The following is a 14,294-nucleotide window of genomic DNA, read 5'->3' on the forward strand; positions in this document are numbered from 1 at the left end:
TTGCTAGCAGACGAGATTTTAGAGCTTTTACAGACAAAAATATCCGCTAATGAATTTGACTGCTACATCAAACAATTAAAATTTAATGAAAAGGCTTCAAACGAAGATTTTATAGTTTTTAACGCCACGAGTGAATTGATGGCTAAATTTATAAAAACTAGATACGCCGAAAAGATCGCCTACCTTTACGAAGTAAAAACCGGCAAAAAGCCAGAGGTCGAGATAACAAGCCAAACCAAGCTAAAAAACATAAAACAAAGCCAAGTAAATGTAAAGCAGATCAAGGCGCAAAGCAGCATCTTAAACCCTGGATATACATTTGAAAATTTTGTCTGTGGCGACTCAAATCAGTTTGCATTTTTAAACGCAAAAGCAGTCGCAGACAAACCTGGCGTGCTTTACAACCCACTTTTTATATACGGTACAACTGGTCTTGGCAAGACGCACTTGCTTCAGTCAGTTGGCAACTACTGCCTAGATCAAGGCAAAGTAGTCATCTGCGTGACGAGCGATCAGTTTATGATTGATTTTACCACGCATCTAAATAGCCACTCGATGACTAAATTTCGTGAAAAGTATAGAAACTGCGACGTTTTACTAATAGACGACGTGCAGTTTCTTGGCAAAACAGATAAAATTCAAGAGGAGTTTTTCAACACCTTTAACGAGCTCATTGCTAAAAAAGGTCAGATCGTCATGACCTCAGACCGCCCAGCAAAGATACTAAAAGGCTTTGATGAGAGGCTAAAGTCTAGGTTTGAGCAGAGTATAATGGCTGATATCACGCCGCCTGAACTTGATACAAAGATAGCTATCATCATCAAAAAATGCGAATTTGACAAAATTTACCTAAACAAAGAGGTCATCGACTACATCGCTACAAACATGGGCGATAATATCCGTGAGATCGAGGGCGCTATCATAAATTTAAACGCCTACGCAAGCTTGATGAGAGTCGAGATAACGCTTGAATTTGCTAAAAATACACTAAAAGATCTCATCAAAGAGAAGCATGAAAATATAAATCTTGAAACCATTATAGAGATCGTGAGCAAAGAGCTAAACATCAAGCCAAGCGACATAAAAAGCAAGTCAAGAGTGCAAAATATCGTAGAAGCCAGACGCATCATCATCTACCTTGCGAAGATGCTCACTACAAATTCGATGCCGCAGATCGCAAACTATTTTGGCATGAAAGACCATAGCGCCGTTAGTCACAACATAAAAAAGATAAACGAGCTCATGGAGAGCAACGAAATTTTCAACCTCAGAGTGACTGAGATAAAGAATAAAATTTTAACAAAAGGATAAAAACAGAATGAAATTCGTGAATAAATGTGAAGAAATGAAAAATTCTTTTCACATTTTAAATAACGATGCTGGCGTGAGAAAAGATGGTTTTCACACTTTCACGCTACCAACTAATACAACAAAAAGAAAATTAAAAATAAGAGGGAGTATTTAATGAAGGTTTTAATAAACAAAAACATGCTTGAGAGCATAGTAACAAACACTAATCCATATCTCGAAAAAAGAGATCTTAGTGCTATAACATCTCACATCTATATCTCTGCAAAAGATGGAGTTTTAAACATAAAAGCAACTGATCACGAGATAGGACTAGCATATAAACTAAGCAACGTAAAGATCGTTGATGAGGGCTATGCAACAGCAAATGGCAAAAAGCTACTTGACATCATCAAAAGCCTAAAAGATGAAGAGGTAACGCTTGAAACTGTTAATAACTATCTTTACATCAAGCAAAAAAACTCAAAATATAAACTTCCAATGTATAAATTTGAAGATTTCCCAGAGTTTCCAACGATAGAAGGCAAGGCTAAATTTAACATAGACGCCATAATGCTAGGCAGAAGCTTAAAGAAAATTTTGCCATGCATTGATAGCAACAACCCTAAATTTGAGCTAAATGGCGCTTTGCTTGACATAAAACAAAACTATATAAATATAGTAGGCACCGATACAAAAAGGTTAGCTGTATTTAAATTTGCAAATGAAGCGAGCAATGAGTTTTCACTCATAATCCCTAAAAAGGCGATAAACGAAATTCAAAAGCTATTTTTCGACAAGATAGAAATTTACTATGATGAAAACGTTCTCATCGCTCAAAGCCAAAATTTTGAGTTTTTCACAAAGCTGATAAATGGTAAATTCCCTGACTATGAGCGTGTTATACCAAAAGATATCGCTATTAGATTTGAGCTAAGCAGAGATAAGATGGTTGAAGGCATCAAAACTATCTCGATGCTAAGCGATCAGATGAAGATAACTTTTTCAAAAGAGAGCATCACATTTGAGAGCATAATAGAGGACAACTCTGAAGCCAAAACGATGATAGAGTTTCAAACAGGACTTGAAGAAGATATCAGCATAAATGTAAAAAATAGAAATTTAATAGACTTCTTACAAAGCATAGAAGATGAGAAATTTGAGTTTGGATTTAAAGATAAAAATTTACCTTTCGTTGTTAGCTCAAAAGAGCTTTTAACGGTTATAAGTCCATTAAATATATAAGTTAAAAAAGGTTTATGATGGAAAATAATTACGGCGCAGAAAATATTAAAGTACTAAAAGGTCTTGAGGCGGTTAGGAAGCGCCCAGGCATGTATATAGGTGATACTAACATAAGCGGTCTTCACCACATGATCTACGAAGTCGTTGATAACTCTATCGACGAAGCGATGGCAGGATACTGCGATACGATAGATGTTGAGCTTACACGTGAGGGCTCAGCGATCATTAGCGATAATGGCCGTGGTATCCCAGTAGATATGCACCCAACTGAGAAAATTTCAGCTGCGACTGTTGTTCTAACTGTGCTTCACGCCGGTGGTAAATTTGACAAGGACACTTATAAGGTCTCAGGCGGTCTTCACGGCGTTGGTGTATCTGTCGTAAATGCCCTTTCTAAAAAGCTAATCGTAAATATCAAACGCGATGGCAAGCTTCACAGACAAGAATTTGCAAAAGGTATCCCTCAAAGCGATCTTGAAGTTATAAAAACTACAAACCGCACAGGCACGCAAGTCGAGTTTTGGCCAGATGATAGCATATTTGAAGTGACTGAATTTGATGATGAAATTTTAGTAAAGAGATTTCGCGAGCTAGCCTATTTAAACCCAAAGATAACTATAAATTTTAAAGATCAAAGAAATGGCAGAAGTGAGAGCTTTCATTTTGAGGGCGGACTTGAGAGCTTTGTAACTGACATGAACAAGGCAAATGCTGTCAGCAAAGCAGTCTCGTTTAGTGGCGGCGAAGATGATGTTATGGTTGATTTTGCGCTGCTTTATAATGACACTTATAGTGAAAATTTACTAAGCTTTGTAAATAACATCAAAACTCCAGATGGTGGTACGCACGAGGCTGGCTTTAGAGCGGGTCTTACAAGAGTTATCACAAACTACGTTCAAGCAAACGCTGCTGCACGTGAAAAAGATACAAAGATAACTGGCGAAGATATCCGCGAGGGACTTATCGCAGTTGTAAGCGTAAAAGTACCAGAGCCGCAGTTTGAGGGACAAACAAAGGGCAAACTAGGCTCAAGCTACGTAAAACCTATCGTTCAAAAGATGGTTTTTGACGTGCTTACAAAGTATTTTGAAGAAAATCCTATCGAAGCAAGAGCGATAATGGATAAAGCTCTAATGGCAGCTCGTGGTAGAGAAGCCGCTAAAAAAGCTAGAGATCTAACTCGTAAAAAAGAGAGCATGAGTGTAGGCACACTCCCTGGCAAACTAGCTGATTGTCAGAGTAAAGATCCAGTAATTAGCGAGCTATACCTAGTGGAGGGCGACTCTGCGGGCGGTTCTGCAAAGCAAGGACGTGATAGAGTTTTTCAAGCGATATTGCCGCTTAAGGGTAAAATTCTAAACGTTGAAAAGGCAAGACTAGATAAAATTTTAAAGTCTGATGAGATAAAAAATATGATAACAGCGCTAGGCTGCGGCATCGGAGATGAATTTGACGCTGAAAAGCTTAGATATCATAAGATCATCATCATGACCGACGCCGATGTCGATGGTAGCCACATCCAAACACTTCTTTTAACTTTCTTTTTTAGATTTTTAAATAAAGTTGTAGAAAACGGCCACATCTATCTAGCTCAGCCGCCACTTTACCGCTATAAAAAAGGTAAGAAAGAAATTTATCTAAAAGATGAAAAAGCACTAAATGAATTTCTTATCGAAACTGGCATCGAGGGCGTTGATATAGAGGGTATTGGTAGTGCGGATTTGATTGACTTTTTAAAGATCGTTGCAGCTTATAGAAGCGTCTTAAAAGAGCTTGAAAAACGCTTTAACGTCCTTTCAGCGATCCGCTATATGATAGAAAATCCAGACATCGTCTCAAAAAGTTACAATGAAATTTTTGAAATTTTAAGAGACTTCTTAAAAGCTGAGGGTCACAACATCCTAAACCACTACGTTAGCGAAGATGAGGTTAGAATTTATGTCCAAACTGAAAGTGGCCTAGAAGAGCTTGTGGTAAATGAAAATTTATTTACAAATCCACTCTATGAAGAGGCGCTTTACATCAGCCAAAAGATAAAAGAGCGCGGCCTAGACTTGCATAGTGACGTTATAGACGTGCTTGATGAAGTAGAGAAAAATGCGAAAAAAGGTGCATATATCCAGCGCTACAAAGGTCTTGGTGAGATGAACCCTGAGCAGCTTTGGGAGACTACGATGAACCCTGAGAACAGAAGACTTTTAAAGATCAATATAAATGACGCTATAAGCGCTTCTGATACGTTTAATCTCTTCATGGGCGATGAGGTCGAGCCAAGAAGAAACTACATCCAAGACCACGCAAAAGATGTTAAACACTTGGATATTTAAAAGAAAAAGGATAAAAAATGAGCGAAGAGATGAAGTATGGCGAGAAAATTTTAAAAGAATTTGACGTAGAGAGTGACCTTGAGGTCTGGGAAAATAAGCAAACAAGGGACTACGTCATAAAGATCACTCTGCCTGAGTTTTGCTGCCTTTGCCCTCGCTCTGGTTATCCTGACTTTGCGACCATATACCTTGAGTACATCCCAAATAAGCTAGTTGTCGAGCTAAAAGCGATAAAGCTTTATATAAATAGCTTTATGAACCGCAACATCAGCCACGAAGATAGTATAAATGAAATTTACTCTGTTTTAGAGAAAAAGCTTGAGCCTAAATTTATGAAGATAGTTGGCGACTTTAACCCACGTGGAAATGTCCATACGGTTATCGAGATCAGCTCTGATCTAGTGGTAAAAAAGCCAGCTGAAGAGAAAGAATACGCTCCAAGAAGTAGGGAGAGAAGCTTTAGCGACAAGCCACGTGAGAGACGTAGCACAAGCGATCGTGCTAGCAGCAGAGGCAGCAGAGATGATAAATTTAAAAAAGATGACAAGCCAAGAAGAAGCTCAAACAAAGAGGGCTTTAGAAAGATAAGCTACGCTGATGATAAGAAGCCAAAAGTAGTCAAAAAGGATAAATAATGATAAGTGCTAAGCTTATAGAACATATCTTTAAAGCAGCATCTATATCACGTTGGAACGACTATCCAAAGATGACAAATTTAGTCGAGCTTGACAAACAGGCTCATAAATTTATCATCGCTTATTTCATAGCAAAACAAGAGCAAAATGCCGACATGAACTACATCATTGAGGCTGGGATTTTTGAGTTTTTAAGCAGGGTCGTAGTCACGGACATACGCCCTGACGTCTTTCACCACATCCAAAAGACAAAAAAAGAGCAGATAAATAGCTGGGTTTTAAGCAACCTTGAAACGCTCATCTCAGATATCGAGGGTGGCGAGTTTTTGGAGAGGTTTAAAAACCACTATAAAAACGACAAAACTCACGAAAAAGAGCGCCTTATACTAAAAGCAGCCAGCTATCTTGCCACGAGGTGGGAATTTTCTATCGTCTATCAAACGAGCCAGTTTTTAAGTGACATCGACGAGCTTAAGGCGAAGGTTGAGGAGGAGATGGAGGATTATTACGAGTTAATTGGCGTTAGAAAGATCGCTATGAATCAAAAATTAGCCCGCCTTGTAGATCTAAGTGGCAGGCTAAGGTTTCAAAAGCGCTGGGCACAAACGCCTCGCATCCCTGAAACTGCGGTCTTAGGACACATGTTAGTTGTTGCGATACTTAGCTACTTTTACTCGCTAAAAGCAAAAGCTTGCAAAAAACGGCTAGAAAATAACTTCTTTTGCGCACTATTTCACGACTTGCCAGAGAGCCTCACAAGGGATATTATAAGCCCTGTAAAATACGGCGTAAAGGGGCTAAATGAGATCATCAGTGAGTATGAGATGAGGCTTATTGATGAGAGGATTTTGCCATTTGTGCCAGAAAAGATCAAAGATGAGTTTAGCTACATCCTTGGTATCAGAAAAGATGGCGAGAAATTTATAAAAGATGAGTTTGAAAATAGAACATTCGAGCGCAAGATCATCTGCCACGAAGGGACTATGGAGAACGTAAATGAGGATAAATTTAACCCAATAGACGGCAAAGCGCTAAAATACTGCGACAAGCTCTCAGCCTACATCGAAGCTGGAATTTCCATAAGCTACGGCGTCAAGTCAAAAGAGCTAACTGACGGCTTTAATAATATGTATAAATTTTTTAGCGAAAAACCTAAGATCGACGGAGTGGATTTTTTAGAAATTTGCGATGATTTTAATGAGCATTTTGGTTTAGAAAGACCCCCTCTCAGATGACTGCGGCACACACTTAATACAAGTGCTCTGCTGTGTTCCCACCCTGAAGCGGTGCTCATAAAAAGCATTGCACAGGTCTAAGAAGGAGCTTCGCAATCATACAAAAACTATACTTAAATTTAGTTTTATAGTTACATTTTTAAAAATTTAGCTTTAAAAGTATATAATCTCACATAAATTTCACCAAAAGTAGGGCAATGCCAGGAAAGATCAAGCTTCGTTTTTTATCGGCTTTTAGGGATTTTTTCATCTATCACCACAAGTCCCTGGAGTTTCGTGCCAAAATTTTTGCTGCGATTATCTCGGCTAAATTTGACCCAGATGAGGATGATTTTGACGTTTTAAACGACATCGTAAGTGAAATTTATGAAAACGATCAGACCAGAAAAGACTTCTTAATCCAAACCGTTAGAGAGTACGTGGCAAGGGTCAAAAGAAGCGATAGGATCACGCTTGACACACTTCTTTTAAGCATAGATAAAGATATGAAAGATCACAAAAGATATGCTAAAAAGATAGACTTTTCGCACCTTCGTCGCTTGATGAGTGGCTGCGAGGAGGAAATTTTAGTCCAGCAAAGGGTCTATGAGTTTTTGATAAACGAGGTCAAACTCTACTCGCAAAGCGCTTAAATTTCATCCTAAATTTAATCAAAAATTTTTCGTGGTTTATAGCTAAATTTCTTAATTTTCTCTATTTATTTAGCTAGTTTAGGCAATTTGTGACCAAAAATTTGAAACAACAATTCATCAGCTAAATTTACATTGATAAATGTGCATTATTTTGTGATAAAGCTGTTGCTAAGATAAAAAATTAAGAGTATAGATTAGCCCGTTTTGTAACTTCTTAGTGGCGCTTGCTTGCTACCTTGCAAAGGGCAAGAGCTTGGAGGAGGGCGTAGGACTTTCAAAAGAGTATATTTGTCAGGTTATAAAAGAGAGCATCGACACAAAGCTAGGCAAAAACCGCTTACTTTGGCACGGAGCGAAGTAAATTTAAGCTGCTTTTTGCACGGCGGCTGAGTGAGTTATGATGTCGTGCAAATTTAGCTTGTCTTTTCTAAAGAAACAAAGGCAAAGTCCGATGATGCTAAAGCCGGCAAATGCAAAGCAAATTTGGCGCAAGATCGCGTGAAAAAAGCTTAGTTTTTTGCCAGTTTGTAAATTTATGAGATAAATTTCTTGCGCTTTGTAGCCCGGAGTTTGCGCCTTTATGCTAAAAAAGAGGCACATTATAAATGAGATGATGCTATTTACCACAAAGATGGCAAGCTGGTTGTTTAAAAATTCCTCTTTACCGCCAAGAACGAGATATGTGCTGATGTAAAATACTGGCATGCCGATGATAAAAAGATCGATGATAAAGGCCTTTACTCTAGCCCAGATCGGTGCGATTTTTGCCTTTTGCTTTGCCAAATTACTTTCCTGTGTTTATGTAGATACGGCTAAATTTCTCCCAATCATATAGGTAGATAAGGCAGTCGATCACTTCGCAGCTCTCATCGTAAAGATCGCCGTCCTCGCCGCTATCATGCATGATAGGCAGCACGGTTGATCCTCGCGAGGCTTCACACCAATACTCATAAAAATCAAGTTTTTTGATATCGTTCTCTAGCACGCCAAACATGCCTAAAAACTGATAGACACTAAGGTCAAAAAAGCTCTTATTTTTGGTTTTTAGCAGGCGTTTTACGCTATTTGTGTGCATCAAACTAGCTCAACGCCTTTGCCGCTTACCACTTCGCCGATCACGTAGCCATCGCTATTTGCTAGCACAGCATCTACGTTTTCTTTAGGCACGACAAGGATCATACCAACGCCCATGTTAAATGTCCTCATCATCTCGCTGTCTTCTACTTTTTGCGCGAGGATTTTAAAAATTTCAGGCGTTTTTATAGCGCTTTTTTGCACCTTCGCGCCAAGTCCAGCAGGGAAGACGCGAGGCAAGTTTTCAACTATGCCACCACCCGTTATATGCGCCATCGCTGTGATCTTATCTTTTAAGTTTAAAAAGTCGCTCACGTAAATTCTAGTTGGCTCAAGAAGCACGTCGATGAGCTTGCGCTCACTCACTTTTTCATCAAATTTTAGCCCAAGCTCGCTTACAACCTTTCTTGCAAGCGAAAAGCCATTTGAGTGCAGGCCGCTACTTGGAAGTGTGACTAAAACGTCACCAGATTTTACAAATTTGCTCCTATCGATCTCGTCAGCCTCAGCGATACCCACGGCAAATCCAGCAAGGTCAAAGTCGCCTTTTTCATACATCGATGGCATCTCGGCTGTCTCACCGCCGATCAGCGCGCATTGCGCCTTTTTGCAGCCGTTTGCGATACTTTTTACCACCTCTTTGGCGCTTTCTATCTCAAGCTTTGCAGTCGCGTAGTAATCGAGGAAAAAGAGTGGTGTGGCGAAGTTGCAGATGAGGTCATTTACGCACATAGCGACTAGATCCTCGCCAACGCCCTCAAATTTCTTAGCGTCGATAGCTAGGCGAAGCTTCGTGCCAACGCCGTCGGTCGCGCCTAAAATGGCTGGATTTTTATATCCGCTTGGCAGTCTGACCGCACCTGAAAATGATCCGATGCCGCCTATGACGTTTGGTGTTTGCGTAGATTTTACAAAAGGCTTGATCGCCTCAACAAAGCTGTTTCCAGCATCTATATCAACTCCGGCATCTTTATAACTTATCATTTTCACCCTTTTGATTATTTTTTAAAACTTTAGCCAAAAGTTGCTAAAATTGTTATCAATTTTCAAAAATGGAGCGAGTTTGCAGAAATTTCCAAACGCCTACGTCATCACAGGCTCGATCGCTAGTGGCAAAAGTACGGTTGTAAATTTACTAAAAGAGCGAGGTTTTAGCGTGATAGATGCGGACCTCATCGCGCACGAACAGCTTGAAATTTGCAAATGCGAGATAGTAGAAGCTTTTGACGAGCAAATTTTAGATGAGACTGGTAAGATAGATCGCAAAAAACTGGGTACCATCGTCTTTAACGAGCCAAAAAAGCTTAAAAATTTAGAGCAGATTTTACATCCAAAGATAAAAGCTGAAATTTTTTTCAAAGCCTCGCAGCTTGAGCGATTGGGGCAAGTTTATTTTGTCGATATCCCTTTGTTTTTTGAAAAAAAGGAGCGCTACAGCGAATTTAAAAATATAGCCGTGATCTACGCGCCAAAAGAGCTCTTGCTAAGCCGACTAATGAGCCGAAATGGGCTAAGCTTAAATGAGGCAAAAGCTAGAGTAGAGCTTCAGATGGACATAGAGCAAAAGCGAAAAATGGCACAATTTGTTATAGATAATAGCAGCGACATGGAGAACTTAAAGCCAGAGCTAGAGAAATTTCTAAAGCAAATTTGCGCTATTTCTTGATAAATTTACTAGCAAATTTATATGTTTGCAAGCTCTCTTTACTACCCAAATCCCAGCTATCAAGCTCGGTTTTTACTAAATTTGGAAATTTCTTGCTTATATCTTTTATTGCATTGCCAACCGACTTTCTAAGATACTCGCTCTCGTCTTCTTTTAAGCTGGCTAGGCGCCTAATGGCCTCATCTGGGTTATCTTTAAAATAGGGCCTATTTGTCCATATCCTAAGGCCCTCTGTTACGGCTCTTTTTGCATTTGTGTTGCCGTTTTTTAGCCACTCATCGATCGTTAAAAGTGCTTGCTCGTAGCCAACTTTTTTACAAAACTCGTCAAACGCCTTTGCTAGCACCTCTTGAACCCTCCAGTTTTTATCTTTTGAGACTTCATCTCTCATAAACGCCAAAATTTCTTCACGATCTGATAGGTGTCCAAAGAGAAAAACCGCATACATCCGCACTTGATAGACCTCCGAGCTGTATGCTAGACGTGCCAGCTCTTTGCACTGCTCAGCTCCCTTTGCTTTATAGTCAGCTAAGGCCCTTCTTTCTTGCTCTTTAAAGCCATTTTCTATTAAAGAAAACTCTTTTTCTAAATTTAAGATGTAGCTCTTCAAAACGGCTCCTTTAAAATCACTAACAACTCTTATCTAAATTTTAGTAAAATCAAGCAAAAAATAAAAGGATAGTTCATGCAAGTCTCAAAGTATAACGCTAGCGGCAATGATTTTGTCATATTTCATACATTTTTGAGCAAAGATAGAAGCGAGCTTGCAAGGCAGATTTGCAGCCGAACAAACGGCGTGGGAGCTGACGGGCTCATCGTGCTTTTGCCTTACGAAAAGGGCGTGAAATGGGAGTTTTACAACAGCGACGGAAGCTACGCCGCGATGTGTGGCAACGGCTCTCGCGCGGCTGCTAGATATGCCTATCTAAACGGCCTTGTTAGTTCAAGCGAATTTGCCTTGCTAACTGGTAGCGGCGAGGTGATGGCAAGCGTGAAAGATGAGTGCGTCGAGGTCGTGCTAACAAGTCCAAAAATCTTAAGCGAGCCACTAAATGAAGGTGGCAAAACTTGGTACTTTTACGATACTGGTGTGCCTCATCTTGTAAATTTCACGCGAAATTTAGATGAATTTGACGTCAAAGAGTGCAGGACGCTTCGTCAAAAATACAATGCAAATGTAAATTTAGCCAAATTTGATGGCGGCGTTTTAAATGTAAGAACCTACGAAAGGGGCGTGGAGAACGAGACGCTAGCTTGTGGCACTGGTATGGCGGCTTGTTTTTATGGCGCTACTTTAAATTTAAACGCAGCGCAATGTCTAAAAGTCTATCCAAAAAGCGGCGAGGAGCTTGGTCTTAGGCTAGAAAAAAGTAAAATTTTATTTAGTGGAGCGGTGAAACACTGCTTTGATACGAGTATCGAAATTTAGCTATTTTGGCTGCTAGTAGTTTGTAAAAGTCACGGGTAGTAAATTAAAACAAAGAGTTTTATAGAGTTTTTGTTATTAAAATTTAAAGTGTATAAAAAAAGATCTCCGCCGAAGCGGAGAAAAGGTGTTATTTCAAAGCATCTTTTGCTTGTTTTGCAAGTGCCGCAAATGCCTTCGCGTCATTCATAGCTAGATCAGCTAAAATTTTTCTATCAAGTTCGATCTTAGCTTTATTTAAGCCGTTGATAAATCTTGAATAGCTAATGTCGTTTAGTCTGCAAGCTGCGTTGATACGAACGATCCATAAACGTCTGAAATCACGTTTTTTCTGGCGTCTGTCGCGATATGCATAAACTAAACTTCTCTCTAGTTGCTCTTTAGCTTTTCTAAAGTGTTTATGTCTAGCACTGAAAAAGCCACGTGCTAGCTTTAAAACTTTCTTATGGCGTCTTCTTCTAACTACGCCTGTTTTTACTCTTGCCATATTTATCCTTTTACAAATTGGCGCTCACAAGGTGAGTCTTGCCCCTAAATTTGGGGGAGTTTGAATGACTTTTTGTCAAAAACTTAAATCTACAGCTGCTTATACGCCGAGCATTTTGCGAACGGCTGGGACATTTGTGCTGTCCACGTATTTTGGGCCACGCAAATCTCTCATACGCTTAGTAGGTTTTTTTGTTAAGATGTGGCTTCTAAAAGCAGAGCCTCTTTTTATCTTATTTTTACCTACTTTAAAGCGCTTAGCAGCACCGCGAACGGTTTTCATCTTTGGCATGCTAATCCTTTTTGAAATTTTATACGCAAGTGCGTAAGATTTGGATTATAGCGAAAAATCCTTTAGAAAATTTAAATTTCACTTAGACAAAATTTGCAATAAATTTACATTTAACTTAAAAAAGTTTTAAAATTTAGAATTAAATTATTAAATTTGAAATATAATCACATATAAGAAATTTATTTTACTAAAGGAGTAAAAATGAAAGGGAAAATTCTCGCATCAATCGTCGCTATGAGTGCGATTTTAGGCACAAGTAGCTTGGCATGCACTACCATTTTAGTAGGAGATAAAGCTTCAAACGATGGCTCTATGCTAGTTGCTAGAAGCGCTGATAGCAAGGCTATAAAGGCTCAAGTCTTTTTGATACATCCAGCAAAGAAAAACCAAACTGGCATACACAGCTCAAAGGCCCATGACGGCGCAAATGACTTTACATATCCGCTTCCAAAAGATGGTATGAGATACACAACTATCGCAAATTCACACACAAAACTTCACGGAGCAGTCGGCTACAACGAGGCTGGCGTTGGACTAAGCGGCACTGAGACTATCTATGCAAAAGATGAGCTTTTAAAAGTTGATCCATACAACGAAGAAACCGGCATCACAGAAGATGACATCCCAGACGTGCTTTTGCCGCGCATCAAAAGTGCAAAAGAGGGCGTTAAGCTTCTTGGCGAGATAGTGGAGACAAAAGGCGCTGGCGAGGGCTTTGGCGTGGTATTTATCGATGCAAACGAGCTTTGGTACTTTGAAACTGGCACAGGCCATAAATGGATCGCTTCAAAGATCCCACAAGATGAGTATTTTGTCACTGCAAACCAAGGCAGACTTCACGCTTATAAAGAGAATGATCCAAATTTCATGGGTGCAAAAGATGTCATCAAATTTGCGATCGATAATAAGACTTATGACCCTGCAAAAGACGGCGAATTTAACTTTACAAAGGCCTATACAAGGGATGATGAGAGAGATGTGACTTACAACTACCCACGTGTTTGCTGGGTTCAAAGCATGTTTAACCCAAGCTTAAAACAAGACTTCGCTGACGGTCAAAAATTTCCAGTATTTTTAAAACCAGAGAAAAAACTAAGTGTTGAAGACCTAAAAGCTGCGATGAGAGCCCACTACGACGGCACTGCGTTTGATAACTACGCTAGCAAAGATGAAGATAAGAAAAACATCTACCGCGCTATAAGCGTCTTTAGAACATACGAGTCTCACGTCATGCAGGTGCGCCCATGGCTACCAAAAGAGATCGGCCGTGTGACCTACGTCGCTCTTGGTATGGCCGATCTTAGCGTTTATTTGCCGTATTACGAGGGGCTTGATGGCTTTATAAAAGGCTACTCTGATGGCTCATACGATGCTGATGATACTTCGATATACTGGGTTTATAGAAAGCTTCAAACCCTTGTTATGACTGATTATGAGAAGTATTCGCCAGTGGTAAAAGAGGCCTACGCTAAATTTGAAAAAGAGTTGGCAGTAAAACAGGCTAAATTTGAAGATGAGTACGTCAAACTTTATAAAAAAGATAAGAAAAAAGCTGACAAACTCTTAAATGAATTTAGCCAAAAGACTATGCAAGAGGCTAAAGACCTAACACAGGAGCTTACAAACAAGGTCTTTACTATGCTTACAGCTGATATGGACGCTAAGCTAAAATCCCTAAATAAAGGTAAAAAAGACTAAAAACTCTGGGCGTGAAATTTAGTAGCGCCCAAACTTTAAACAAAAATTTGGCAAAGAGCGTTTATAATGCGACAAAAATTCACTACAAAGGAAAAACGCTGATGCCTTGTCCCATGCATAAAGCTCGTTAATCTCGGCAAAAAACATATCAGCGATTTTCAAAAAACACGCAAATTTTTAAACAATTTTACATTTTTTCACATTGATATAAATCCATTTTTGCTAGCAGGTCCGCTGCATTGTAACTGCATTTTTAAAAATAAAACTAAGCAGTGTTTGAAATTTGGCAAA

General features: G+C 39.4%; 16 protein-coding genes and 1 other RNA gene. 10 read left to right on the plus strand and 7 right to left on the minus strand.

Going from position 1 to position 14,294, the window contains the following annotated elements; all coding sequences use genetic code 11:
- From dnaA to CVT07_RS00025, 5 genes are all read left to right on the plus strand, one after another.
- Entirely contained in the window at positions 1-1,311 is a 1,311-nt protein-coding gene (gene dnaA / locus CVT07_RS00005) for a chromosomal replication initiator protein DnaA (RefSeq protein ID WP_103567040.1), read from the plus strand.
- A gap of 153 nt (positions 1,312-1,464) precedes the next feature.
- Positions 1,465-2,532: a DNA polymerase III subunit beta gene (gene dnaN / locus CVT07_RS00010; RefSeq protein ID WP_107936073.1), complete on the plus strand. Its 1,068-nt coding sequence runs from the start codon at positions 1,465-1,467 to the stop codon at positions 2,530-2,532.
- A gap of 17 nt (positions 2,533-2,549) precedes the next feature.
- Positions 2,550-4,859 carry a DNA topoisomerase (ATP-hydrolyzing) subunit B gene (gene gyrB, locus CVT07_RS00015; RefSeq protein WP_107936075.1) on the plus strand — a complete coding sequence of 770 codons (2,310 nt, stop codon included), beginning with the start codon at positions 2,550-2,552 and terminating at the stop codon, positions 4,857-4,859.
- 17 nt (positions 4,860-4,876) lie between these two features.
- Positions 4,877-5,494: a preQ(1) synthase gene (queF, locus tag CVT07_RS00020; RefSeq protein ID WP_009295129.1), complete on the plus strand. Its 618-nt coding sequence runs from the start codon at positions 4,877-4,879 to the stop codon at positions 5,492-5,494.
- Complete coding sequence (locus CVT07_RS00025) at positions 5,494-6,729, plus strand: HD domain-containing protein (RefSeq protein ID WP_087581271.1); 1,236 nt, start codon at positions 5,494-5,496, stop codon at positions 6,727-6,729. The genes queF and CVT07_RS00025 overlap by 1 nt, the downstream gene beginning before the upstream one ends.
- Here the strand turns inward: CVT07_RS00025 and ffs are convergent.
- Positions 6,716-6,813, minus strand: an RNA gene (gene ffs / locus CVT07_RS00030) — signal recognition particle sRNA small type. The genes CVT07_RS00025 and ffs overlap by 14 nt on opposite strands.
- Positions 6,814-6,926: 113 nt before the next feature.
- Between ffs and CVT07_RS00035 the strand changes: the two genes are divergently transcribed.
- Together CVT07_RS00035 and CVT07_RS00040 are read left to right on the plus strand one after the other, a co-directional pair.
- Positions 6,927-7,361, plus strand: a complete 435-nt coding sequence (locus tag CVT07_RS00035) for a hypothetical protein (protein ID WP_107936077.1) — start codon at positions 6,927-6,929, stop codon at positions 7,359-7,361.
- Between the two features lie 217 nt (positions 7,362-7,578).
- Positions 7,579-7,722: a bifunctional hydroxymethylpyrimidine kinase/phosphomethylpyrimidine kinase gene (locus tag CVT07_RS00040; RefSeq protein ID WP_230855707.1), complete on the plus strand. Its 144-nt coding sequence runs from the start codon at positions 7,579-7,581 to the stop codon at positions 7,720-7,722.
- 2 nt (positions 7,723-7,724) lie between these two features.
- Here the strand turns inward: CVT07_RS00040 and CVT07_RS00045 are convergent, their stop codons facing one another.
- From CVT07_RS00045 to purM, 3 genes are read right to left on the minus strand one after another with little or no spacing between them, the layout of a single operon-like run.
- On the minus strand, positions 7,725-8,144 hold the full coding sequence (locus CVT07_RS00045; RefSeq protein ID WP_107936081.1) for an RDD family protein: 420 nt from the start codon (positions 8,142-8,144) through the stop codon (positions 7,725-7,727).
- Between the two features lies 1 nt (position 8,145).
- Positions 8,146-8,436, minus strand: a complete 291-nt coding sequence (locus tag CVT07_RS00050) for a hypothetical protein (RefSeq protein ID WP_107936083.1) — start codon at positions 8,434-8,436, stop codon at positions 8,146-8,148.
- Positions 8,436-9,419, minus strand: a complete 984-nt coding sequence (purM, locus tag CVT07_RS00055; RefSeq protein WP_107936085.1) for a phosphoribosylformylglycinamidine cyclo-ligase — start codon at positions 9,417-9,419, stop codon at positions 8,436-8,438. Before purM ends, CVT07_RS00050 begins: the two co-directional genes overlap by 1 nt.
- Before the next feature lie 79 nt (positions 9,420-9,498).
- Between purM and coaE the strand changes: the two genes are divergently transcribed.
- Positions 9,499-10,101, plus strand: a complete 603-nt coding sequence (gene coaE / locus CVT07_RS00060; RefSeq protein WP_107936087.1) for a dephospho-CoA kinase — start codon at positions 9,499-9,501, stop codon at positions 10,099-10,101.
- Here coaE and CVT07_RS00065 read toward each other — a convergent pair.
- A complete protein-coding gene (locus CVT07_RS00065) occupies positions 10,091-10,711 on the minus strand; it encodes a DNA alkylation repair protein (RefSeq protein ID WP_107936089.1) in 621 nt (206 codons plus the stop codon). The genes coaE and CVT07_RS00065 overlap by 11 nt on opposite strands.
- Positions 10,712-10,786: 75 nt before the next feature.
- On the opposite strand from CVT07_RS00065, the gene dapF reads away from it, so the two are divergent.
- Positions 10,787-11,530, plus strand: coding sequence for a diaminopimelate epimerase (dapF, locus tag CVT07_RS00070; protein ID WP_107936091.1), 744 nt, complete (start codon positions 10,787-10,789; stop codon positions 11,528-11,530).
- Positions 11,531-11,657: 127 nt separating this feature from the next.
- Here the strand turns inward: dapF and rplT are convergent, their stop codons facing one another.
- Positions 11,658-12,014 carry a 50S ribosomal protein L20 gene (rplT, locus tag CVT07_RS00075; RefSeq protein ID WP_004317321.1) on the minus strand — a complete coding sequence of 119 codons (357 nt, stop codon included), beginning with the start codon at positions 12,012-12,014 and terminating at the stop codon, positions 11,658-11,660.
- A 99-nt stretch (positions 12,015-12,113) separates the two neighbouring features.
- Positions 12,114-12,305, minus strand: coding sequence for a 50S ribosomal protein L35 (gene rpmI / locus CVT07_RS00080; RefSeq protein WP_004317422.1), 192 nt, complete (start codon positions 12,303-12,305; stop codon positions 12,114-12,116).
- 201 nt (positions 12,306-12,506) lie between these two features.
- Between rpmI and CVT07_RS00085 the strand changes: the two genes are divergently transcribed.
- Positions 12,507-14,003 carry a C69 family dipeptidase gene (locus tag CVT07_RS00085; protein ID WP_107936093.1) on the plus strand — a complete coding sequence of 499 codons (1,497 nt, stop codon included), beginning with the start codon at positions 12,507-12,509 and terminating at the stop codon, positions 14,001-14,003.
- Positions 14,004-14,294 lie beyond the last annotated feature (291 nt).

This window comes from Campylobacter concisus, from assembly GCF_003048875.2.
Lineage (GTDB): Bacteria > Campylobacterota > Campylobacteria > Campylobacterales > Campylobacteraceae > Campylobacter_A > Campylobacter_A concisus_AU.